This is a genomic window from Nesterenkonia lacusekhoensis (assembly GCF_017876395.1).
Classification (GTDB): Bacteria; Actinomycetota; Actinomycetes; order Actinomycetales; family Micrococcaceae; genus Nesterenkonia; species Nesterenkonia lacusekhoensis.
The window spans coordinates 2,062,194-2,083,070 of sequence record NZ_JAGINX010000001.1 but is presented as its reverse complement, the minus strand read 5'-3'; the positions used below and the strand labels follow the sequence as shown (position 1 = coordinate 2,083,070).

20 protein-coding genes and 1 pseudogene are annotated in these 20,877 nt (G+C 67.8%); 6 read left to right on the top strand and 15 right to left on the bottom strand.

The genetic code is table 11. The features are described 5' to 3' along the window. Positions 1–4: 4 nt before the first annotated feature. A pseudogene (locus JOF45_RS13775) lies at positions 5–112 on the bottom strand (winged helix-turn-helix domain-containing protein); the annotation flags it as partial. A 66-nt stretch (positions 113–178) separates the two neighbouring features. Here JOF45_RS13775 and JOF45_RS09825 point away from each other — a divergent pair. Then, positions 179–1,112, top strand: a protein-coding gene (locus JOF45_RS09825; protein ID WP_210049404.1) for an IS5 family transposase whose coding sequence is annotated in 2 segments (ribosomal slippage) — positions 179–556 and positions 558–1,112 — 933 coding nt in all. Because the reading frame shifts where the segments join, the coding sequence is not laid out codon by codon here. On the opposite strand, the gene JOF45_RS09820 is transcribed toward JOF45_RS09825, so the two are convergent. After that, a complete protein-coding gene (locus JOF45_RS09820; protein WP_018023079.1) occupies positions 1,109–1,633 on the bottom strand; it encodes a putative glycolipid-binding domain-containing protein in 525 nt (174 codons plus the stop codon). The two genes, JOF45_RS09825 and JOF45_RS09820, sit on opposite strands and share 4 nt — an antisense overlap. A 599-nt stretch (positions 1,634–2,232) precedes the next feature. Between JOF45_RS09820 and JOF45_RS09815 the strand changes: the two genes are divergently transcribed. After that, positions 2,233–3,204 carry a hypothetical protein gene (locus tag JOF45_RS09815; RefSeq protein WP_210049402.1) on the top strand — a complete coding sequence of 324 codons (972 nt, stop codon included), beginning with the start codon at positions 2,233–2,235 and terminating at the stop codon, positions 3,202–3,204. 40 nt (positions 3,205–3,244) lie between these two features. On the opposite strand, the gene JOF45_RS13640 is transcribed toward JOF45_RS09815, so the two are convergent. The 5 genes from JOF45_RS13640 to JOF45_RS09790 form a co-directional block, all read right to left on the bottom strand. Next, the gene (locus JOF45_RS13640; RefSeq protein WP_210049400.1) at positions 3,245–4,219 is read right to left on the bottom strand and encodes a CPBP family intramembrane glutamic endopeptidase; all 975 of its coding nucleotides are present in this window, start codon (positions 4,217–4,219) and stop codon (positions 3,245–3,247) included. Between the two features lie 77 nt (positions 4,220–4,296). After that, positions 4,297–5,097, bottom strand: coding sequence for a methyltransferase domain-containing protein (locus JOF45_RS09805; RefSeq protein WP_210049399.1), 801 nt, complete (start codon positions 5,095–5,097; stop codon positions 4,297–4,299). A gap of 69 nt (positions 5,098–5,166) precedes the next feature. Continuing rightward, positions 5,167–6,558 (bottom strand): FAD-binding oxidoreductase, encoded by a 1,392-nt coding sequence (locus tag JOF45_RS09800; RefSeq protein ID WP_210049397.1) that lies wholly within the window; start codon positions 6,556–6,558, stop codon positions 5,167–5,169. 214 nt (positions 6,559–6,772) lie between these two features. Further along, positions 6,773–7,240 carry a SufE family protein gene (locus JOF45_RS09795; protein WP_342591456.1) on the bottom strand — a complete coding sequence of 156 codons (468 nt, stop codon included), beginning with the start codon at positions 7,238–7,240 and terminating at the stop codon, positions 6,773–6,775. After that, entirely contained in the window at positions 7,237–8,130 is an 894-nt protein-coding gene (locus JOF45_RS09790; RefSeq protein WP_210049395.1) for a sulfurtransferase, read from the bottom strand. The genes JOF45_RS09795 and JOF45_RS09790 overlap by 4 nt, the downstream gene beginning before the upstream one ends. A gap of 199 nt (positions 8,131–8,329) precedes the next feature. Between JOF45_RS09790 and JOF45_RS09785 the strand changes: the two genes are divergently transcribed. Genes JOF45_RS09785 through JOF45_RS09770 form a run of 4 tightly spaced genes read left to right on the top strand, consistent with a single transcriptional unit; the run spans position 8,330 to position 12,229 of the window. Next, positions 8,330–9,343: a sulfate ABC transporter substrate-binding protein gene (locus JOF45_RS09785; protein WP_210049393.1), complete on the top strand. Its 1,014-nt coding sequence runs from the start codon at positions 8,330–8,332 to the stop codon at positions 9,341–9,343. Positions 9,344–9,350: 7 nt separating this feature from the next. After that, positions 9,351–10,235, top strand: a complete 885-nt coding sequence (locus JOF45_RS09780) for an ABC transporter permease (protein ID WP_210049391.1) — start codon at positions 9,351–9,353, stop codon at positions 10,233–10,235. Further along, positions 10,228–11,121, top strand: coding sequence for a sulfate ABC transporter permease subunit (locus tag JOF45_RS09775; protein ID WP_210049389.1), 894 nt, complete (start codon positions 10,228–10,230; stop codon positions 11,119–11,121). Before JOF45_RS09780 ends, JOF45_RS09775 begins: the two co-directional genes overlap by 8 nt. 19 nt (positions 11,122–11,140) lie before the next feature. After that, on the top strand, positions 11,141–12,229 hold the full coding sequence (locus JOF45_RS09770; RefSeq protein WP_210049387.1) for a sulfate/molybdate ABC transporter ATP-binding protein: 1,089 nt from the start codon (positions 11,141–11,143) through the stop codon (positions 12,227–12,229). Between the two features lie 101 nt (positions 12,230–12,330). Here the strand turns inward: JOF45_RS09770 and JOF45_RS09765 are convergent, their stop codons facing one another. Genes JOF45_RS09765 through JOF45_RS09730 form a run of 8 tightly spaced genes read right to left on the bottom strand, consistent with a single transcriptional unit; the run spans position 12,331 to position 20,867 of the window. Continuing rightward, the gene (locus JOF45_RS09765) at positions 12,331–13,500 is read right to left on the bottom strand and encodes an acyl-CoA dehydrogenase family protein (protein ID WP_210049385.1); all 1,170 of its coding nucleotides are present in this window, start codon (positions 13,498–13,500) and stop codon (positions 12,331–12,333) included. A 53-nt stretch (positions 13,501–13,553) separates the two neighbouring features. Beyond that, complete coding sequence (gene fdxA / locus JOF45_RS09760) at positions 13,554–13,874, bottom strand: ferredoxin (RefSeq protein ID WP_210049383.1); 321 nt, start codon at positions 13,872–13,874, stop codon at positions 13,554–13,556. Beyond that, positions 13,871–15,304 (bottom strand): FAD-dependent oxidoreductase, encoded by a 1,434-nt coding sequence (locus JOF45_RS09755; protein ID WP_210049381.1) that lies wholly within the window; start codon positions 15,302–15,304, stop codon positions 13,871–13,873. The genes fdxA and JOF45_RS09755 overlap by 4 nt, the downstream gene beginning before the upstream one ends. Next, a complete protein-coding gene (cobA, locus tag JOF45_RS09750; RefSeq protein WP_210049379.1) occupies positions 15,301–16,065 on the bottom strand; it encodes a uroporphyrinogen-III C-methyltransferase in 765 nt (254 codons plus the stop codon). Before cobA ends, JOF45_RS09755 begins: the two co-directional genes overlap by 4 nt. Beyond that, a complete protein-coding gene (locus JOF45_RS09745; RefSeq protein ID WP_210049377.1) occupies positions 16,062–17,468 on the bottom strand; it encodes a sulfate adenylyltransferase subunit 1 in 1,407 nt (468 codons plus the stop codon). Before JOF45_RS09745 ends, cobA begins: the two co-directional genes overlap by 4 nt. Further along, positions 17,465–18,352 carry a sulfate adenylyltransferase subunit CysD gene (cysD, locus tag JOF45_RS09740; protein ID WP_245324199.1) on the bottom strand — a complete coding sequence of 296 codons (888 nt, stop codon included), beginning with the start codon at positions 18,350–18,352 and terminating at the stop codon, positions 17,465–17,467. Before cysD ends, JOF45_RS09745 begins: the two co-directional genes overlap by 4 nt. Then, positions 18,349–19,107: a phosphoadenylyl-sulfate reductase gene (locus JOF45_RS09735; protein WP_210049373.1), complete on the bottom strand. Its 759-nt coding sequence runs from the start codon at positions 19,105–19,107 to the stop codon at positions 18,349–18,351. Before JOF45_RS09735 ends, cysD begins: the two co-directional genes overlap by 4 nt. Further along, positions 19,104–20,867: a nitrite/sulfite reductase gene (locus JOF45_RS09730; RefSeq protein WP_210049371.1), complete on the bottom strand. Its 1,764-nt coding sequence runs from the start codon at positions 20,865–20,867 to the stop codon at positions 19,104–19,106. The genes JOF45_RS09735 and JOF45_RS09730 overlap by 4 nt, the downstream gene beginning before the upstream one ends. Positions 20,868–20,877: the final 10 nt, after the last annotated feature.

Below are 20,877 nucleotides of genomic sequence, written 5' to 3'. Positions count from 1 at the left end.
CTTATCAGAGGACCAAGCGGTAGCCGCGCTTGACCACGGTTCGGACCATGCGCGGGTCAGGCAGGGAGCGTCGCAGCCGTGACACCCACATCTCCAGGGCATGCTCTGAGCCGCAGTGCGGCAGCACAGCTAGGGCGTGTCTCCCATATGTGGGATGTTTTCTCGGTGAGGGTGGGGGATGAGCACTTCTACCAGCTCCCGGTATCGGATCTTGACCGATGAACAGTGGGCGCGGGTCGAGTCGCTGTTGCCCTCTAATGAGGGCCGCAAAGGCCACCCCTTCAGAGACAACCGCCGGATCGTCGAAGGGCTGATCTACCGCGCCAGGACAGGGATCCCGTGGCGTGACTTGCCCCGCGATGCCTTCGGGCCCTGGCAGACAGTCTGGAAGCGACATCGCAGGTATGCCGCTGAGGGCACCTGGGATTCGGTGTTGGCCCAGATCCTGGCTGAGGCCGATGCCGTCGGAGAAATCGATTGGACGGTTTCGGTGGACTCGACGATCAGCCGTGCTCACCAGCACGGGACCAACACCACCCGCCCTGACCAGCCCACAGGGGGCTCGCTCGAATCACAGTAAATCCGGGGCTGAACACTGCCAGGAGCCAGAAGGCCACGCGGTCGGCCGCTCCCGCGGGGGACTCTCCTCGAAACTGCATGCAGCCGTCGACGGTGAGGGGATGCCACTGTCGATCGTGCTCACCGGCGGACAGCGCAACGACGGGGTGGTGCTGGCCGAGGTCCTCGTTGACATCCGCGTGCCCCGGATCGGGCCGGGAAGACCCCGCACACGACCTGATGCGGTCATCGCCGATAAGGCCTACTCCAATAGGGTCATCCGCAAGATGCTCTCGGCTCGGGGCATCCGAGCAGTGATCCCGCAGAAGTCCGACGAACAAGCCGCTCGCAAACGCAAAGGCTCAACCGGAGGCCGACCACCGGCTATGGATAAGACCACCTATGCCGGCCGGAACGTGGTCGAGCGCCACTTCAACCTCGCCAAACAGTGGCGCGGGATCGCCACCCGCTACGAAAAGCTGGCCATCACCTACCGGGCCACCGCCGTGCTCTGCGCCGTCGTCGCCTGGCTACGCAAACTGGACGCTCCCTAACGATCTCCTCGAATGAACAACCCCGGGTATTCGATGACCAGTCCGTCCCCGTCCACGGTGATGGACCGGCGAAAATCGGAGTCGCGGGACTCATAGAGGTACTCGTTCTCGCCGGTGCGCGTGTACCGTTGCGGATCGGTCGTAACCTCGAGCTCCGGAACCCGGATGTAAGCCGTGGTGATGTCGGCACTCTCGCCAACAGCGAGGTCAAGTCGTCGGATCGGCAATGTGTTACTCAGCGGGGACACCGAGATGTCGACCTCTCGCGCCGCTTGAAGGTCAGGGCGATCCTCCCCATCAACTTCCCATCCCCGCTCGGTGAGGCGCAGTTCAAGCTCGCGTCCGTTCGCCCGAACTACGAGGTCGATGAACTCCCAGGCCTCCGTCATCTGCAACTTGTACGAGCACGCGCCGACCCCGCCATTAATATCGCTGACGACGGTCACGCCATGCAGGTTGCTCTCGATCCGGCATGACTCGCGGGAGGGCTCCTCCAGGCCAGTCCACACTATCTCAGTCATCGTCTCCTCCTTGAATCTTCGGGGCGGGTCAACCTTGCGGCAGAACCATCACTGGCGAGAACAAGTCTGTCATCGCATAGGGATTGCACGGTCGACTCCGCCGGTATCACCGGACTACAGATATAAGAGACACGCCCTAAGAGGTGATCGAGGGAGAGGACTGCGCCCTGTGCTTTGACGAGCACACGCATGAGCGCCAACGGGCCGGGGGCCAGGCGGACAGGGTCCTGGTGGGGATCCGGCAGGCGCACCTCATTGCCCCTGATCTCCAGCTCCCCGGAGCGGGTGCGCATGCGCAGAGAATGCTCCTCGCCGACGACCTCAGGTGCCGTGTCCGTCATCGCCCACCTGCATTCCGCTCCATCGGTTCTCCTCTGTGAGATCCACGCTCTCCGGCCCATCGCCACCCTGTGGGACCAGAGTAGGAGAGCGGCGTTTCCCTGCTTTGTCGCCTGTGTAAAGCAGGTATGACAAGGGCTTCTCAGGCCTGTTCAGCCAGATGGGTTGCACTAGCAAAACGCTTCAGCTTACGATGGCAAACGTAAGCAAATTGCTTCCGCGAAGCCGGGAGTGACCGTGTGAAGCGAAAGGGACAAGCCATGGACCGCATCACCGCTGAGACTGATCTGACCACTGACCAGGCCACCACTGACCAGGCCACCACTGACCGGGATGCTGAGCCGAAGGGTGCAGAGAGCGCGCAGGGTCGCCGTCGCCGGGTGTGTGCCCGGCTGGGTGCCGGAGCCGCGGCCTTCGCCCTGACCAGCTCCTTCGGCGTCGCCGGAGCCTATGCCTCGACGCCGGAGGTTGCTGGTCCGGGCCTCAGTCAGGACGAGTACCTGGAGATGATCGAGCAGCTCGCTGAGCGTCTCGGCGACGTCGAGGGCTTCGAGGAGCTGGAGGACGCCGTGGGGGAGGGCGCGGAGGATGCGCCCGAGGACGACGAGGACGATGAGGACGATGAGGACGACGGGGAGGAGGAAGGCTCCAGCTCAGAGGATGATTTCGCGGACCCTCTGAGTGCCGAGGAGCTGGAGCGGCTTGCCGTGGCCGAGTCTGATCTTCCCGATTCGGACTGGGCGTTCACCGTTGAGCCGGAGGTGATCTTCGACGAGTCTGTCCACGGTGCCAGCTTCTATAAGGACTTCAGCTTCGAGGGCCTCGGCGCTGAGCCGGCCTGTGAGGACGCCATGGAGTCCATCGACGATCTGGAGGAGGATGCCCAGGCGGCGGCCACCTACGAGGCTGCCGCCGGAGACGAGGAGGTCAGCGCCATCCTCGTGAGCACCCCTGAGGAGCACGACTTCTTCGACGGCTACTACCAGGACGTCGTCGACGAGTGCGGAACCCTCGACCTCGGCGACGGCGAGATCGAGTTCCAGCTCACCGACAGCGCCGACGGCGTACAGGTGCGCATGGAGGGCAGCGGTCAGGAGGAGTGGTTCTACATGGCGGGGCGGAGCTTCGGCGCCAACCACGTGATGGTCGTGGGCGAGGCACCGCGCGAGCTGGACGACTACGAGGACATCCTGGCCGATCAGGTCGAGCTGATGGAGGAGGAGGTCAGCTGAGCGAGGTCAGCTGACCTCTCGACCGCAGGGTCCGGCCCGATCACCGCACCGGGAAGGCGAAGGCCTTCTTCCGGAAGACCAGCAGCACAGCCAGCAGCACGCCGGGGATGATCCAGCCGGACCAGCCCTGCAGAGTCGCCTGGCGGAAGTCGATCTGTGGGCCGAACTCGGCGAACCAGTAGTGCAGCACCGTGGCGGCAGTGATCATGGACTGAGCGAAGGCCGCGGGCCAGATGGAGCCCGAACGCATGCGCAGCCAGGCCAGCAGCCCGCCGATGATCAGGCAGAAGCCGACCATCAGGGCCAGCGCCTCGAAGAGCTCGGTCTGGTCGTAGAAGAAGCCCACTGACAGCAGCGGGGCATACCAGAGACCCGAGGCCAGGCCGGTGATCCCGACGGCGGGCAGCACACCCCAGCGCTGCTGGATGCGCGGGTAGAGGTAGCCTCGCCACCCCATCTCCTGGCCGGCGTGCAGGAAGACCAGGACCACGGCCATGCCGAAGATGACCCCGGCCTCGACCATCAGCCCGGTGGCGAGGAACTCCGTGGCGTCATGGCCCAGCCGGTAGCCCAGGTCCTGGAGGAAGATCGGCATGGAGGGGTCGAACGGGTAGACCCCCAGCAGTCCTCCCAGCGGCAGGGCGGCGAGGCTGAAGACGAAGAAGAGCAGCAGCGCCAGCACACTCCATCCCAGCAGACGTCCCACCGGACGCAGCGGAGTGATGCCCAGCGCGTCGACGAGCTTCTGCGGACGGAAGCGGTCGGCGTCGTCGCCGCTGATGTGGCCGTAGAGCGTGGCGGCGCTGTGCCGGCGCTCCAACAGATACGCGACGACGGCGGCCACTGCCGGAGTGAGCATGAACAGGTTGTAGTAGGCCTCCATGGGAGCCTCCGCCAGCTCCGCAGGGTCCAGCAGGACCAGCGGCATAGCGATCAGCCAGCCCAGGGCGAGGCTGACCACCACGAAGGTGCTCAGGATGACCAGGGGAGTGCGGGGGACGCTGGCGGTAGTCACAGGCCCTGACGATACCGGTTCACCCTGGAGAGGCGGTATCCGGGGCCGCACTCTCCAGGGCAGAGTCGATGTGCTGCTCAGCCCTCGCGTCGGGCGATGAAGAACATGCGGCGGAACGGCAGGATGGTGCCGATCCGGCTCTGCGGATAGGCCTCGCGCAGGGCAGCGGTGTAGTCAGCGACGAACTGCTCGCGCTCGGCGTCGGGAAGGGCCTGGAGCACCGGACGGGCGGCGGTGGAGGAGATCCACTGGAACACCGGATCCTCACCCTGCAGGATGTGGTGGTAGCGGGTCTCCCAGGCTTCCACGGTCCAGCCGGGCTGGGCCACGTCGAGGATGTAGTCGGTCAGCTCGGCAGTGGGCTGCAGCAGGCTGTCCGGGTCGATGTGACGGGCGAACTCCGGCTTGGCCGCATGCTCGGCCAGCAGTCGGTGGCTGGGGGCGTTGAAGTTTCCGGGGATCTGGACCGAGAAGGTGCCGCCGGGGGCTACCAGCTCCATCAGCTGGGGCAGCAGGGCCCGATGATCGGGCAGCCACTGCAGGGCCGCGTTGGAGACCACCAGGTCGACAGGCTCGTCGAGTCCCAGTGCTTCCAGGCTGAGGTCGCGGATGTCGGCGTGGACGTAGCGGATGCCGGAGTCGGCCTCAGTGGAGACGGCGGCGCGCTCGAGCATCTCCGCGCTGGAGTCCACCCCGATGATCTGAGCGTGGGGGTACATGGCACGCAGGATCGGCATCCCGTTGCCGGGGCCGCAGCCCAGGTCGATGATGGTGGTGGCCTCCGGGGGCTGAGTGCGCTGGAGCAGGTCGATGAAGGGCTGGGTGCGTTCCGAGGCGTAGGTCAGATACGCCCCCGGATTCCACGGAGAGCTGGACATGCGTTCATTCTAGATTTCCGTGACCGGAGCGACGCCGGCCCCGTCACGAAGAGACATGTTCCCTGCTGCTCAGGGGTGGGGCCGCGGAGGCACCACCTTGCCGGGGTTCATGATGTTCTGCGGGTCCAGGGCCTGCTTGATCGCCTGCATGGCCGGGATGGCCGAGGCATGCTCCTTGGCCATGGAGGCCACCTTGCCGCTGCCGATCCCGTGTTCACCGGTGCAGGTGCCCCCTGCCTCCAGGGCGCGGGCCACGACTCGTTGGTTGATCGCCTTCGCCTTCTCGAAGGTCTCCGGGTCCTCCGGCGGCAGCACATAGGCGACGTGGAAGTTGCCGTCGCCCACATGCCCGACGATCGAGGCGATGAGTCCGGCGTCGTCCACGTCCTTCTTGGCGGCCAGCACCGCCTCGGCCAGCTGTGAGATCGGCACACAGACATCCGAGATCATCGGGGTGGAGCCGGGAACCAGAGACAACGACGCCGGCAGCGCATCATGGCGGGCCTGCCAGATCCGCGCGGACTCCTCCACCTCGGTGGCCTCGTCGGCGAGTGTGGCCGCGTAGGTCTCCGCCAGAGTGCGGAACTGTGCGAACTGGGCGGCCACATCGGAGGCGGTCCCCTCGAACTCCACCATCAGGGTGGGTGCCACCGGGAAGGTCATCCCGTTGTAGTCGGCCAGAGCCCCGACGGTGAGCTCGTCGAGCAGCTCCACGCGGGCGATCCGCAGCGAGGACCGCAGTGCGGCGACCACGAGCTCGGCGGCCGCAGCCAGAGTGGGCAGGGACCAGATGCTGACCTGGGCGGTCTCCGGGATCGGGTGGACCTTGACCGTGACCTCCGTGATCACGCCCAAGGTGCCCTCCGCGCCCACCAGCAGGTGGGTGAGGTCGTAGCCGGACGAGGACTTCTTGGTGATCCCGCCGGTGGTGACCACAGTCCCGTCGGCCAGCACTGCGGTCAGCCCGATGACGTTCTCCTTCAGCGTGCCGTAGCTGACCGCCGTCGTGCCGCTGGCGCTGGTGGAGGTCATGCCGCCCACGCTGGCATCGACGCCCGGGCCCACCGGGAACATCAGACCGTGAGGCTGCAGGGCGGCATTGAGCGAAGACTTCATGACCCCGGCCTGGACGCGGGCGTACATGTCATCGGCTGCGACCTCGAGCACCTGGTCCATCTGGGAGAGATCCAGGCAGATGCTCTGCGCGCTGGTGGTGGATCCGCCCTCGAGTCCGGTGCCGGAGCCGCGCGGGACCACCGGGGTGCTGTGCAGCGAGCAGATCCGCACGGCGTCGGCCACCTCGTCGGTGCTGCGGGGCTGGACCACGGCCAGGGGTGGTTCGCCCCGGTGATAGGAGCGATCCTGAGCCTTCTCGGCACGGAGGGAGGGCTCGGTGAGCACCAGCTCACCGAGTGCTTCGGTCAGGGCTGCGACGACGCCGTCGCCCGATGTCTCTGCCATATCTCCATTCTGCCTGGTCGGGGTCCCTCTGCCTGCTCCCTGGATCCTCGGCCCTTCGGCTAACTCGACCCGCGGTCCCCTCGACCCCTCCCGATGCGAAGACCCTCGTCTTACCAAGCGATTCTCGGATTACCTGCCCGTATACGTGCAGGTACAACGGATTCCGCTTGGTAAAACGAGGGTCGGTGGAGGGGTGGGGCAGCGGAGGGGCGGGTCAGCTGAGGTGATCCTCCACGCTGCGGCGCACCCGGCCGAACATGGCGTTGACCGCCCGCAGCCGCAGCGGGGCGATCACCCGCCCCATCCCCAGCTGCTCCCCGACGTCCAGTGGTGCGCTGAGGATCGCGTCATAGCTCTGCCCACTGAGTCCGTGCTGGATGATCGAGGCGAACCCGCGGGTGGTCGGGACCTCCTCCGGCGCAGCGAAGAAGAACTCGACAGTGCGGTCCTCGTCGCGGAACTCCGTGGCCAGGAACAGCGGAGTCTGGCACTCCACCACCTCGTCCATCTCATCGAAGTTCTCGCGATAGGCCTCCGGCAGCTCGGGCAGCCGGTGGGCGTAGTCCAGCAGCAGCTTCAGCCGCTGCTGATCCGGCACCGCACGGAACTCCGCGATGATCTCGGCCAGCGGGGCCGGAGCCGTCGCTGTGCCGGAATGCGTCACGGACGTCTGAGCAGTCACCGTGCCGGTGCCTCGCCGCGCTCCTCGCCGACCACGATGGGCAGGCGCACTGCGTTGCCCCACTCGGTCCAGGAGCCGTCGTAGTTGCGGGCCTTGTCATAGCCCAGCAGGTGCTGCAGCACGAACCAGGTGTGGGAGGAGCGCTCGCCGATGCGGCAGTAGGCGATGACCTCATCGGCCTGCCCGACGCCGGCCTCCTCCTGGTAGATCGCCTCCAGCTCCTCGCGGGACTTGAAGGTTCCGTCCTCATTCGCCGCACGGGCCCACGGCACCGAGGCGGCGGTGGGGATGTGGCCGCCGCGCAGTGCGCCCTCCTTGTCCTCGAAGCCGGGTGCGGAGGTCACCTCGCCGGTGTACTCAGCGGGGGAGCGCACATCCACCAGGGGTGCCTTGCCGATCGAGTCCAGGACGTCCTCGCGGTAGGCACGGAACTCGGCATCGTTGCGGGTGGCCGGGGCTGGGTACTCGGACGGGGTGGGGGTGGGCACCTCAGTGGTGAGCTCACGGCCCTCGTCGGCCCACTTCTGGCGTCCGCCGTCGATCAGGCGCAGGTCCTTGTGGCCGAAGAGGGTGAAGACCCACAGGGCGTAGGCGGCCCACCAGTTGGACTTATCGCCGTAGAAGATCACGGTGGAGTCCGGAGTGATGCCCAGCTTGGAGGCGAAGGCCGCGAACTGCTCGGGGTCGATGAAGTCGCGGGTCACCGGATCGTTCAGGTCGGTGTGCCAGTCGATCTTGTGGGCTCCGGGGATGTGGCCGGTCTCGTAGAGCAGCACATCCTCATTGGACTCGAGCAGCACGATGTTCTCGTCATCCTTGTGCTCGGCCACCCACTCGGTGGAGACCAGAGCCTCGGGGTTCGCGTACTGGGAGAAGTCCTTGGTCGACATCGTTTCTCTTCCTTTCACACAGGAGTCGGCGGGAGGTGTTCCACTGCCCTCGATCCTCCAATCTGCCACAGGAGCGGCGGAAGGAATGAGTGCATGAACATTTATGAACTTTTGTAACAGGTGTGCTGTGAGGGTGCCCCGTTTTCCTCTAGCGTGAACGACAGGCGGAGACGGACCATCGGCAGAGAGGACGGCAGCGATGACATCAGCCGGAACCCGCAGGTGGGCCCAGGCCGCTGCGGTCGCAGCGACCGCTGTGCTGCTGACCGGATGCATGGGCACCGGCGACCAGCTCAACGTCGTCGGCTATGGTTCCCCCGCCGAGGCCAACAGCGAAGTGTTCAACGCCTTCACCCAGACGTCTGCCGGCGAAGGCCTCGCCCAGGCCGAGTCCTACGGAGCCTCCGGAGACCAGTCCCGAGCCGTGGGGAACGGCCAGCCCGCCGACTTCGTCCACTTCTCCATCGAACCTGATGTCACCCGGCTTGCCGATCAGGGCCTGGTGGCCCAGGACTGGAACGACAACGCCTGGGACGGCCACGTCACCACTTCTGTGGTGGTGCTGGTGGTCCGCGAGGGCAACCCCGATGACATCACCGACTGGGAGGACCTGGTCCGCGAAGACGTCGAAGTGGTCACCCCCAACCCCGGGTCCTCCGGGGCGGCCCGCTGGAACATCCTGGCCGCCTACCTCTCCCAGATCCAGGCCGGCGGCACCGAGGAGGAAGCCGACGAGTTCACCGAGGACGTGGTGGAGAACATCGTGGCCTTCCCCGGATCAGGGCGCGACGCCACCACCTCCTTCCTGGACGGCACCGGCGATGTCCTCCTCTCCTATGAGAACGAGGCCATCCTGGGCCTGCAGCAGGGGGAGGAGTACGAATACATCGTTCCCGACCGCTCGCTGCTCATCCAGAACGCCGCCGCGGTCACCGAGGAGGCCCCGGAGGAGGCCCGCGAGTTCCTCGACTTCGCCGTGAGCCCCGCCGGTCAGGAGATCTACGCTGACTTCGGCTTCCGGCCCATCGCCGCGGCCGCCGACGAGGTGGACCTCGGAGAGGTCGACGGCGCGAACAACCCCGCGGCTCCCTTCCCGGAGGTCGAACAGCTGGCCACCATCGACGACCTCGGCGGGTGGGACCGCGTGATGGAGGACTACTTCGGCCAGGACGGGATCATCACCCGCATCACCGAAGGATCCGGGCTGGACTGAGGCCGCTATGACTCGCCCCACCACAGCCCCCAACACCCCGGGCACCCCGCCGGTCCCCGCCTCGGCCGCCGAGCGGGCCACGTCCCGACGCCGGCGCGGTCTGCGCTCCACACTGAACCTGCCGGCGTCGGCGGCCCTGGGCCTGAGCGTCCTGTGGTTCAGCCTGCTGGTGCTCATCCCGCTGGCCCTGGTCTTTGTGGCCGCCGGTGAGCACGGGCTGGGCTACATGGGGGAGGTGCTGACCAACCAGCAGACGGCCAACGCCATCCGGCTGACCCTGTCTGCGGCCGCGGCGGCCACTGCGGTGAACATCGTGATGGGCACGCTGACCGCCTGGGTGCTGGTCCGTGACCGCTTCCCCGGCAAACGACTGATCGAGCTGCTGATCGACATCCCGTTCGCGCTGCCCTCGCTGGTGGCCGGACTGGTGCTGCTCAGCCTCTATGGCCCGGACAGCCCGGTGGGCATCGACGTGCTGGGCACTCCGTATTCGGTCTTCCTGGCGGTGCTGTTCGTGACCCTGCCCTTCGTGGTGCGCACAGTGCAGCCGGTGCTCATGGCCATGGACGAGGAGGTGGAGCAGTCCGCCGAATCATTGGGCGCCTCGCGGATCACCACCTTCCGCAGAGTGGTGCTGCCGGCACTGGCCCCAGCCGTTGCGGCCGGTGCCACCCTGTCCTTCGCCCGCGGCGTCGGAGAGTATGGCGCACTGGTGCTGCTGACAGGTAACCGACCGAACGTGTCGGAGGGCGCGCCCCTGCGCATCCAGTCCTACATCGAGGCGGACGACACGGCGGCCGCAGCCTCAGTGGCGGTGCTTCTGCTGATGGTGGCGCTGAGCGCCATCGTCGTCCTGGACCTCATCTCCCGGAGAGTGAACCGGCATGGCTGAGACAGCTGAGCGCGGCGCCGCCGCGCCCCAACCCGCCGCACCCCAACCCGCCGCGACTGACGCCGCTGAGGGGGCCATCCGCGAGGACCTGGGCCGGGGGCTGAACCTGCGCCAGCTGATCGTGGTGATCTACCTGGTTCTGCTGGTGGGTTGGCCGCTGTGGCGGGTGGTCCAGGAGACTTTCTTCTCCGGGCAGAACTACCTGATCTCCGCACTGCAGGACCCTGCCATCCAGCACGCTCTGCAGGTCACCGTGGCCGCCACGGCCTGGGCGGTGGCGCTGAACACCGTCTTCGGCATCACGCTGGGGATCCTGCTGGTCCGCTATGAGTTCCCCGGCAGGCGGGCGCTCTCGGCTCTGCTGGATCTGCCCACCTCCGTATCACCCATCGTCGTCGGGATGGCCCTGCTGCTGGCCTACGGGCCCATCCATGGGGTGCTGGGCGGTCCGCTGTTCGAGCTCGGCGTGCGGCTGATCTTCTCCTTCCCGGGCATCGTTCTGGCGGTCACCTTCGTCTCGCTGCCGCTGGTGCTGCGGGCCGTGGTGCCGGTGCTCCAGGAGGTCGGCACCGAGCAGGAGATGGCGGCGAAGTCACTGGGGGCCAGCGGCCTTCAGGTGCTGCGCCGGATCACCCTCCCCAGCATCCGGTGGGCCGCCGCCTACGGGATCGTGCTGACGGTGGCCCGGGCGGTGGGGGAGTTCGGCGCGGTGGTGATCGTCTCCGGGGGCGTGGTGGGCCAGACCGAGACCGCCACCATCGCCGTGCAGCGCCTTCACCAGGGGTTCGAAACTGGGCACGCCTATGCGGTGGGCTTCCTGCTGGCCCTGATCTCCGTGGCGGCCCTGGCCGTCCTGACCATCCTCCGACCGTCCGAGAAGCGTTAGAAGCCTGAAGGAGACCGCCGTGGGCATCGAGATCCGAGGACTGAACAAGAGCTATGGCGACTTCGCCGCGCTCCGGGACATCACGCTGTCGCTGCCCTCCGGCGGGCTGACGGCGCTGCTGGGGCCCTCGGGCTCCGGGAAGACCACGCTGCTGCGCATCCTGGGCGGGCAGGAGTCTCCGGACACCGGGACGGTGCAGATCGACGGCCAGGACGTGACGGTGCTGCCGGCGCAGAAGCGCAACATCGGCTTCGTCTTCCAGCACTACGCGGCCTTCAGGCATATGACCGTGGCCAAGAACGTAGCCTTCGGCCTGGAGATCCGCAGAGTACCCAAAGCCCAGATCAGGCAGCGGGTGGAGGAGCTGCTGAGCCTGGTGCAGCTCTCTCAGCACGGGCATAAGATGCCTTCCCAGCTCTCCGGGGGTCAGCGTCAGCGCATGGCGCTGGCCCGGGCGCTGGCCATCGACCCTTCGGTGCTGCTGCTGGATGAGCCCTTCGGTGCTCTGGACGCCAAGGTCCGCAAGGAGCTGCGGGACTGGCTGCGCCGGCTCCACGACGACGTCCACGTGACCAGTGTCTTCGTCACCCACGACCAGGAGGAGGCCCTGGAGGTGGCCGACACCATCGTGGTGGTCAACGAAGGGGTCGTGGAACAGGTGGGCACGCCGGAGGAGATCTACGACCGCCCGGCCAGCGACTTCGTCTTCCGCTTCATCGGAGAGACCACACAGCTCGGTGAGATGCTGCTGCGCCCGCACGACGTGCGGATCGTCCCCGAGGCCTCGGGGACCGGGGCTGGGGCAGGGAACTGCTCGGCCGGCGTCGGGGGCTCCGATCTGAGCAGCTCTGATCTGGGTGGCGTCTTCTCTGGCGAGATCACCCGCTGGAACCGGGTGGGCTTCGAGACCCGCCTGGAGGTCACGCTGGATCCCACGGCGCAGGGACCGGTCCAGCAGACTCCGGTCCACGTGCAGCTGACCCGTACGGAGGTCCGCGGTCTGGGCCTGCAGCCTGGGGATCGGGTCATCGTGGCGCCGCATCCCGACGCCGAACTCCGCCCCGCCCAGCGCGCAGGTGCCCCGGAGCCGGTCCTCGCCGCGGTCTGACCCAGGGACTCCCACGAGTTCCCACGCGTTGTTTGGGCGAAGAGTTGCCGTCTCAGCGGCTCAGAGGCCCTGAGACGGCAACTCTTCGCCCAAACAACTGATCAGCCCAGAACATCCCCGGCGATGGTCTCGCGCAGCACCTCGCTGGTCCCTCCGAAGATGGTCAGCAGCCGCACCGCCAGATACGCCTGAGCCACCGGGTACTCCAGGATGTAGCCGTAGCCGCCGTGCAGCTGCAGGCAGGCGTCCACAGCAGACTTCGCCTCCTCGGCCGCCCAGAGCTTCGCCTTCGACGCCGCCACCACGTCGAGCTCGCCCGCGTTGTGGGAGTCCACGGCGGCGGCCACGTAGCGCTGGGTGACCTCCAGACGGGTCTGCAGGTCCGCCAGCTGGAAGCGGGTGTTCTGGAACTGGGTCAGCGGGCCGCCGAAGGCCTCACGCTCACCCACATACCGGATGGTCTGACGCAGCGCCTCGCCGGCCACGACCACGGCCGCCGCAGCCACGGCGAGCCGGCCCTGGGGCAGGATCGCCTTGGCGATCTCCAGGCCCTGGCCCTCAGCCCCGATCATGTTCTGTGCCGGGACGTGGACCTCGTCAAAGAACAGCTCCGCGGTGTCCGAGGCCTTCAGCCCCATCTTCTCCAGCTGGGAGCCCGGACGGTATCCCGGGTTGTCCTCCTTCTGGACCAGGAACAGGCTGAACGACGACGCCGCACCGCGCTCCTTCACATCGGAGCCGTCGGTCCGTGCCAGGACCAGGGCGCCGTCGCCGGAGATGCCGTTGCCGATGAAGGTCTTCTGACCGCTCAGGCACCAGCTGCCGTCGTCGTTCTTCACCGCTTTGGTGCGCACACCGCGCAGGTCGGAGCCGGCGCCGGGCTCGGTGAAGGCCACCGAGGAGACGAAGGAGGCGTCCATGAAGCGGGGCAGCCAGTGGGCCTTCTGCTCCTCGGTGCCGAACTGCAGCAGCGCGGGCAGCACCCAGTCGTCGTGCAGGTGCAGCGCCAGGGCCACGCCCAGGGCGTCGGCGCGGGCGAGCTCCTCATCGATGATCATCCGGAACCGGTAGTCCTCCAGCCCCATGCCGCCGTGCTCCTCGGGCACGGCCAGGCCCAGCAGCCCGTTCTCGGAGGCCTTCTCCCACAGGGCACGGTCGATCATATGGGCCGCATCCCACTGCTGATAATGCGGGGAGACCTCGCGGGTGACGAATTCCCGGACGACCTCCCGGAACTCCTCGTGGATCTCCTCGTAGAAACCAGGGAACATCGGCAACCTCTCAGAACGGGACGGCACAGCGGCGGAGCATGAGACTCATCGCCTCAGCTCTCCTGGGGCGGGAGCGCGGCGATGACCTCGTGATCCTTCTCGATCAGGCCGAGTCTGGCCGCACCGCCGGGGGAGCCGACGTCGTCGAAGAACTCGACGTTGGCCCGGTAGTACTCGGACCACTCCTCGGGAAGATCATCCTCATAATAGATGGCCTCCACCGGGCAGACGGGCTCGCAGGCGCCGCAGTCCACGCATTCGTCCGGGTGGATGTAGAGGGAGCGTTCGCCCTCGTAGATGCAGTCCACGGGGCACTCGTCGATGCAGGCCTTATCCTTCAGGTCCACACAGGGCAGGGCGATGATGTAGGTCACTGGTCAGCCTCCTCGGATGCTGGGACGGTCTGCAGGGCGCGGGAGACGCGGACCATCTCCTCGCGCGGGACGACCTTCACGCGCTCGCGGATGCCGCCGTCGTCGAGCTCACCCCAGGCTTCGCCCAGGGACCGCTCGTGGGCGTCCAGAGCGATCCAGCCGTCCCAGGAGGTGGTCTCCACGCCGCGGGACTCCAGCAGCTCGACGACGTCGACCTCCGGCTCGGCCGGAGCCGGCAGGTGGGGCAGGTCCTCGAGCAGGCAGCCGATGGTCTCGGAGGCGTCGCCCTTGGTGTGCCCGATCAGCCCGACAGGGCCGCGCTTGATCCACCCGGTGGCGTAGAGGCCTCTCAGGTGCTCGCCGTCCTCGTCGATGATGCGACCGGCCTGGTTGGGGATGGTCCCGCGCTCGGCGTCGAACGGCACCTCGGCCAACGGGCTGCCGAAGTAGCCGATGGCGCGGTAGACCGCCTGGACGTCGTAGTCCAGGTACTCGCCGGTGCCGCGGACGTTGCCGGTGCCGTCGAGCTCCTGACGCTCGAAGCGGATGCCGCTGACCGATCCGCCCCGGCCGCTGTCGGCATCACCGACGATCTCCACCGGGGAGTGCAGGAAGTGCAGGTGCAGACGGCGCGACGCCGGCTCCGTGCGCTCCTCCTGCTCCACCAACCAGTTGGCCAGAGTGTTGACCATGGTCTTGACCTGGTTGTTGGTCTTGATGGCCTCATCGGAGGCCTCGTCGAACTCGAAGTCCTCCTCGTAGAGGATGATGTCCACGTCCTTGGAGTGGGCGAGCTCGCGCAGCTCCAGCGGGGTGAACTTCACCTGGGCGGGGCCGCGCCGGCCGAAGACGTGCACATCGGTGACCGGGGAGGCCTTCAGCCCGGCGTAGACGTTCTCCGGGATCTCGGTCTCCAGCAGGTCATCGGCATGCTTGGCGAGCACCCGGGCCACGTCCAGGGCCACGTTGCCGTTGCCCAGCACGGCGATCTGCTGGGCCTGAAGCGGCCACTCGCGCGGGTAGTCCGGGTGGCCGTCGTACCAGGAGACGAAGTCCGCGGCACCGAAGCTGCCGTCGAGCTCGATGCCGGGGATGTTCAGCGCGGCGTCGTCGATGGCTCCGGTGGAGAAGATCACGGCGTCGTAGTGGCGCTGCAGGTCCTCACGGGTGAGGTCGGTGCCGTAGTCGACGTTGCCGATGAAGCGGATCTTCCCGCGCTCCATGACTTTGTGCAGGGCCTTGACGATCCCCTTGATGCGCGGGTGGTCCGGGGCCACACCGTAGCGGATGAGCCCGAAGGGGGCCGGGTAGCGGTCGAAGAGGTCGATCTCTACGTGCTCGCCCTGCTCGGAGCGGGAGAGGATGTCTGCTGCGTAGACACCGGCGGGGCCGGCGCCGATCACGGCGATGCGAAGTGTCCGATCAGTCATGGCTGCCTTTGCGAAGTCGTAGTGTGTGCGAGGTCTGCTGCGGGCTGGTAGAGCTCAGCCCAGTGATCGGCCAGGGTGACCACCTCACCGACCACGATCACAGCCGGATTGGCGACCTGACGCTGCAGGGCGAGCTCTGCGATGTCCCCCAGCCGGCCGAGGGTGACCCGCTGCTGCGGGGTCCATCCGGCCTCCACGATCCCCACCGGCGTCTCGGCGGCGAAGCCGTTGACCATCAGCGCGGTGGCGGTGCGGCGCAGGGTCTTCACACCCATCAGGATCACCAGGGTATGCCCTTCGGCCCGAGGGATCACACCCAGGTCCTCATGACCGGTGACCACGGTGAATCCGCGGGAGATCCCTCGGTGGGTCAGCGGGATGCCGGCCGCGGCGGGAACCGAGACGGCTGAGGTGATCCCGGGGACCACCTCCACCTCGATCCCGTAGCGCCGGCAGTGCTCGCGCTCCTCGGAGCCGCGGCCCAGGATGAAGGGATCGCCGCCCTTGAGCCGCGCTACCGTCCGCCCGGCCAGGGCGTGCTCCACCAGCAGCGCGTTGATCTGCTCCTGCGGTGTGCTGTGATGTCCGGGAGCCTTCCCAACGTCGATGACCTCCACCTCCGGCGCGAGGTCATCCAGCAGCCCGCGGGGGCCCAGTCGGTCGGCGACGACGACGTCGGCCGCCTGCAGCAGCTCCCGGCCGCGCTCGGTGATCAGCGACTCCTCTCCGGGGCCGCCGCCGATGAGAGAGACGGTGCTCATGATGACAGCCACTCCTCGTCGCTCTGAGCCTCAGGCTCCTCTTCAGGCTCGGGGACGCGGATCATGCCGGCCGCCAGCGTGTTGCCGTCGGTGGGGTCGATCAGCAGGGCCGCTCCGGTGCGCTTGGACACCGAGTAGTCGTCCACCGGGAGGGTGGAGGCCAGCTTGATCTGGACGGTTCCGATGTCGTTGAGCTCAAGCTCCTGGGCCGGCTCCGAGGAGAGCGTGCTGAGGTCCAGCCGGTCGTCGATCGCGGTGACCAGTGCCTTGACGGTGGCGGTGCCGTGCTTGAACAGCACACGGGCCCCGGGCTTCAGCGGGCTGTCCGCCAGCCAGGCCACCCGGGTGGTCAGCTCGTCGAGCTCCACGGCGGGGCGGTCCGGATCAGTGATCAGGGTGCCGCGGGCGGCGTCGAACTCGCCCGCGAGCTGGATGGTCACCGATTCGCCCGGAGCGGCCAGCTGGGGCATGCCCTCGCCCCCGGCCAGCTGGGTCTGCAGCTCAGTGCGCTCCACAGCGGTCACCTCAGTGACGTGGGCGCCCGGCTGCAGCCGCACCCGGTCCCCAGGCTGGAGGAACCCGGAGGCGATCTGTCCGGCATAGCCGCGGTAGTCCTGGTGAGGGCGGATGACGGTCTGGACCGGCAGCCGCAGCGGCTCCTCGCTGCGCAGGGAGGCATCGGCGTCGGGGAGCTCCTCCAGGATGGGGAGCAGAGCCTGCCCCAGGTGCTCCGGAGCCCGATACCAGGGTGTGCGCTCCGAGACGGTCACCACGTTGTCCCCGTGCAGAGCCGAGACCGGGATGACCCGCGGATCCGGGCTCCCCAGCTCGGCGGCCACGGCGCGGATGTCCTGCTCCACGGCACGGAAGGCCTCTTCGGAGTAGTCCACGGCGTCGATCTTGTTGACCGCGATGATCACGTGTTCCACGCGCAGCAGTGTGGCCACAGCGAGGTGGCGGCGGGTCTGCTCCACCACGCCGTTGCGCACATCCACCAGCAGCACCACGGCATCGGCGGTGGAGGTGCCGGTGACGGTGTTGCGGGTGTACTGGACGTGGCCGGGGCAGTCGGCGAGCACAAAGCTGCGCCGATCGGTGGCGAAGTAGCGGTAGGCCACATCGATGGTGATGCCCTGTTCCCGCTCGGCGCGCAGGCCGTCGGTCAGCAGCGCGAGGTCCAGAGGCTGCTCGGCCAGCTCCTCACGGTCGCTCTGTTCGAGGGCCTCACCGGCGTCGAAGCCGCGCTCGGCCGAAGTGCGGGCCACTGAGGCCAGCTGGTCGGAGAGGATGGCCTGGGCATCGTGGAGCAGCCGGCCCACCAGGGTGGATTTGCCGTCGTCGACGCTTCCGGCGGTGGCCAGCCGGAACAGCGAGCCGGTCTGGTCTGAGTTCGGGGTGATCAAAAGTAACCGTCCTTCTTGCGGTCTTCCATGGCGGCTTCGCTGAGCCGGTCATCGGCGCGGGTGGCTCCGCGTTCGGTGACCGTGGCGGCGGCGACCTCCTGGAGGACGAGTTCATTGGTGGTGGCCTCGGAGAGCACGGCGCCGGTGCAGGACATATCGCCCACGGTGCGGTAGCGCACCTGCAGCGTCTCCACGGTCTCCTCCTCGGTGGGGAGGCTGTGGGGGCCGACGGCGCGGATCATGCCGTCGCGGCGGAAGACCGGCCGGTGGTGGGCGTAGTACAGCGGCGGCAGCTCGATGTCCTCGGCGGCGATGTAGCGCCAGACGTCCAGCTCGGTCCAGTTGCTGATGGGGAAGGCCCGGACGTGCTGGCCGGGGGTGTGCCGGCCGTTGTAGAGGTTCCACAGCTCGGGGCGCTGGCTGCGGGGGTTCCACTGGCCGAACTCGTCGCGCAGCGAGAGGATCCGCTCCTTGGCCCGCGCCCGGTCCTCGTCTCGTCGAGCGCCGCCGAAGACGGCGTCGAACCGGTTCTCTCGGATGGTGTTGAGCAGCGGGACCGTCTGCAGCGGGTTGCGGGTGCCGTCGGCGCGCTCCTGCAGCTCACCGGAGTCGATGAGCTCCTGGACCGAGCCGACCACCAGGCGCAGGCCCAGCCGCTCGACGGTGCGGTCGCGGAAGTCGATGACCTCTTCGAAGTTGTGGCCGGTGTCGATGTGGACCACCGGGAAGGGGACGGGTCCGGGGCGGAAGGCCTTGGCGGCCAGGTGCAGCATGACCACAGAGTCCTTGCCGCCGGAGAAGAGCATGGCGGGGCGGTCGAACTCGGCGACCACCTCGCGGATGATGTGGATGGATTCGGCCTCGAGCCGTGCCAGTGAACTCATGAGGTGGCCTCCGTGGTGTGGATGCCGCATTCGACCTTGCCGGAGCCGGCCCAGCGGCCGGACCGCGGGTCCTCTCCGGGGGCGACGGGCTGGGTGCAGGGCTGGCAGCCGATGGAGGGGTATCCGTTCTCCAGCAGCAGGTTCACCGGGACGCTGTGCTCGTGGGAGTAGCTGACCAGGTCATCGAAGCTCCAGGTGGCCAGCGGGTTGACCTTGATCAGCCCGTGCAGTTCGTCGAAGGTCACCAGGGGAGTGTTGATCCGGGTGGGGGCCTCATCGCGGCGCACACCGGTGAACCAGAGCTTATAGCCGGTCAGCGCCTCGGCCAGCGGCTCCATCTTGCGCATCCGGCAGCAGGCGGCCGGGTCGGAGGCGAAGAGGTCCTTGCCGTGCTTCTGGTCCTGTTCGGCCACGCTGAGCGTGGGCATGACGTCGACGATGTTCACATCCAGGGTCCGGGCGACCTCGTTGCGCTCGGCGATGGTCTCGGCGAAGTGGTAGCCGGTCTCCAGGAACAGCACGTCCACGCCGGGGATCTGGTCGGCCACCATGGCCGGCAGCACGGCGTCCTGCATGGAGCAGGCCACGGCCATCTCGCGGGTGCCGAACTGCTGAGCCGCCCAGGCGATGACGTCCTCGGCTCGGGCGTCCCAGTCCAGCGCCTCCGCGCCGGACTGCGCCAGGGCGCGCAGCTCTGCCGTCTGTGTCTGCTGTTCCGGGGAAGTCTGCTGCTCCGGGGTGGGGTGGGTGGTCATGCTCGGCTCCCTTCCTGCTCTTCCGGGTCCTCCAGCTGGAGGTGGGACTCGTCCACCCGGTGGGCCCATTCGGCGAAGGTCTCTGAGGCGCTGCTGCGGCTGCGCAGGTACCGACGGATCAGAGCTTCGCTGTAGTCCACCAGGCCGTCTGCGGTGACCTTCAGTCCGCGCACGGTTCGGCCCAGGCCCGGGTCCTCCCGGTCGCTGGAGGCGAGTCCGCCGCCCAGGTGGACCTGGAAGCCGGGGGTCTTCTCGCCGTCGTCGTCGGGAAGCAGCTGCCCCTTCAGCCCGATGTCCGCGGTCTGGATCCGGGCGCAGGAGTTGGGGCAGCCGTTGATGTGCAGGGTCAGGCGCTCGGGCAGCTGGTCGGCGACGTCGGCCAGGCGGGTCTCCAGCTGCTCGATGGTCTGGCGGGCGGTCACCTTGGTCTCCACAATGGCGAGCTTGCAGTACTCGATGCCGGTGCAGGCCATCGTGGAGCGGCGGAAGACAGTGGGCTCGGGATCCAGGTCCAGCGCCTTCAGACCCTCCTTGACCGAGTCGATGTGCTCGGCCGCGATGTCCAGCACCACGATCTTCTGGTGAGGAGTGGTGCGCAGCCGGTGGGACCCGTGGGCCTCCAGCAGCTCGGCCAGACGGATCAGCAGCTCGCCGTCGACCCGGCCCACCACGGGGGCGGCTCCGATGTAGTAGCGCCCGTCCTTCTGCGCGTGGACGCCCACATGGTCCCCGGGGATGGAGGGTGCCGGCGCCGGCGGACCGTCCTTGAGCCGGTAGCCCAGGTACTCGTCCTCGATGACCTGGCGGAACTTCTCCGCGCCCCAGTCGTTGATCAGGAACTTCATCCGGGCCTTGTTGCGCAGCCGTCGGTAGCCGTAGTCGCGGAACGCCTGGGTGACCGCGTGCCAGACCTCGGGGGCCTCCTCCTGCGTGACGAAGGCGCCCAGACGTTCGGCCAGCCGGGAGTTGGTGGACAGGCCGCCGCCCACCCAGAGGTCGTAGCCGGGGCCGTGCTCGGCGTGGTCGAGGCCGACCAGCCCGAAGTCGTTGATCTCGTGGACCACATCCTGGCTGGGGTGGCCGGTGATGGCGGTCTTGTATTTGCGGGGAAGGTTGGAGAGCGTGTCGTCGCCGATGTAGCGCTGCGAGATCTCCTGGATCACCGGGGTGGGGTCGATGATCTCATCGGCGGAGATCCCGGCGACCGGCGAGCCCAGGATGACGCGTGGGGTGTCGCCACAGGCTTCGGTGGTGCCGAGGTCGACCGCCTCCAGGCGGCGCCAGATCTCGGGGACATCCTCCACCCTGACCCAGTGCAGCTGGATGTTCTGCCGGTCGGTGACATCGGCGGTGTTGCGTGCGTAGTCGCGGGAGAGCTCGCCGATGGTCCGCAGCTGCTCAGTGGTCAGCGCGCCGCCGTCGATCCGGACCCGCAGCATGAAGTACTCGTCGTCCACCTCTTCGGGCGGCAGCGAGGTGTGAGCACCGGCCGGCACGCCGGGGCGGCGCTGGGTGTAGAGCCCCCACCACCGGAAGCGGCCGCGCAGATCATCCGGCTCGATGGAGGCGAAGCCCTGCTTGGAGTAGATCTGCTCGATGCGCTCGCGGACGTTGAGGCCGTTGTCCGCTTGTTTGAACTCCTCGTTGTGGTTCAGCGGATCCGTCCCGTCGACCTTCCACTGGCCGTTGGGGCGCTTGGAAGGACGGGCCGGACGCTTGGGCGCGGCGTCGGCGGTCTCGGTGGGTGTGAGTGAGGCCATGCGGCCACTC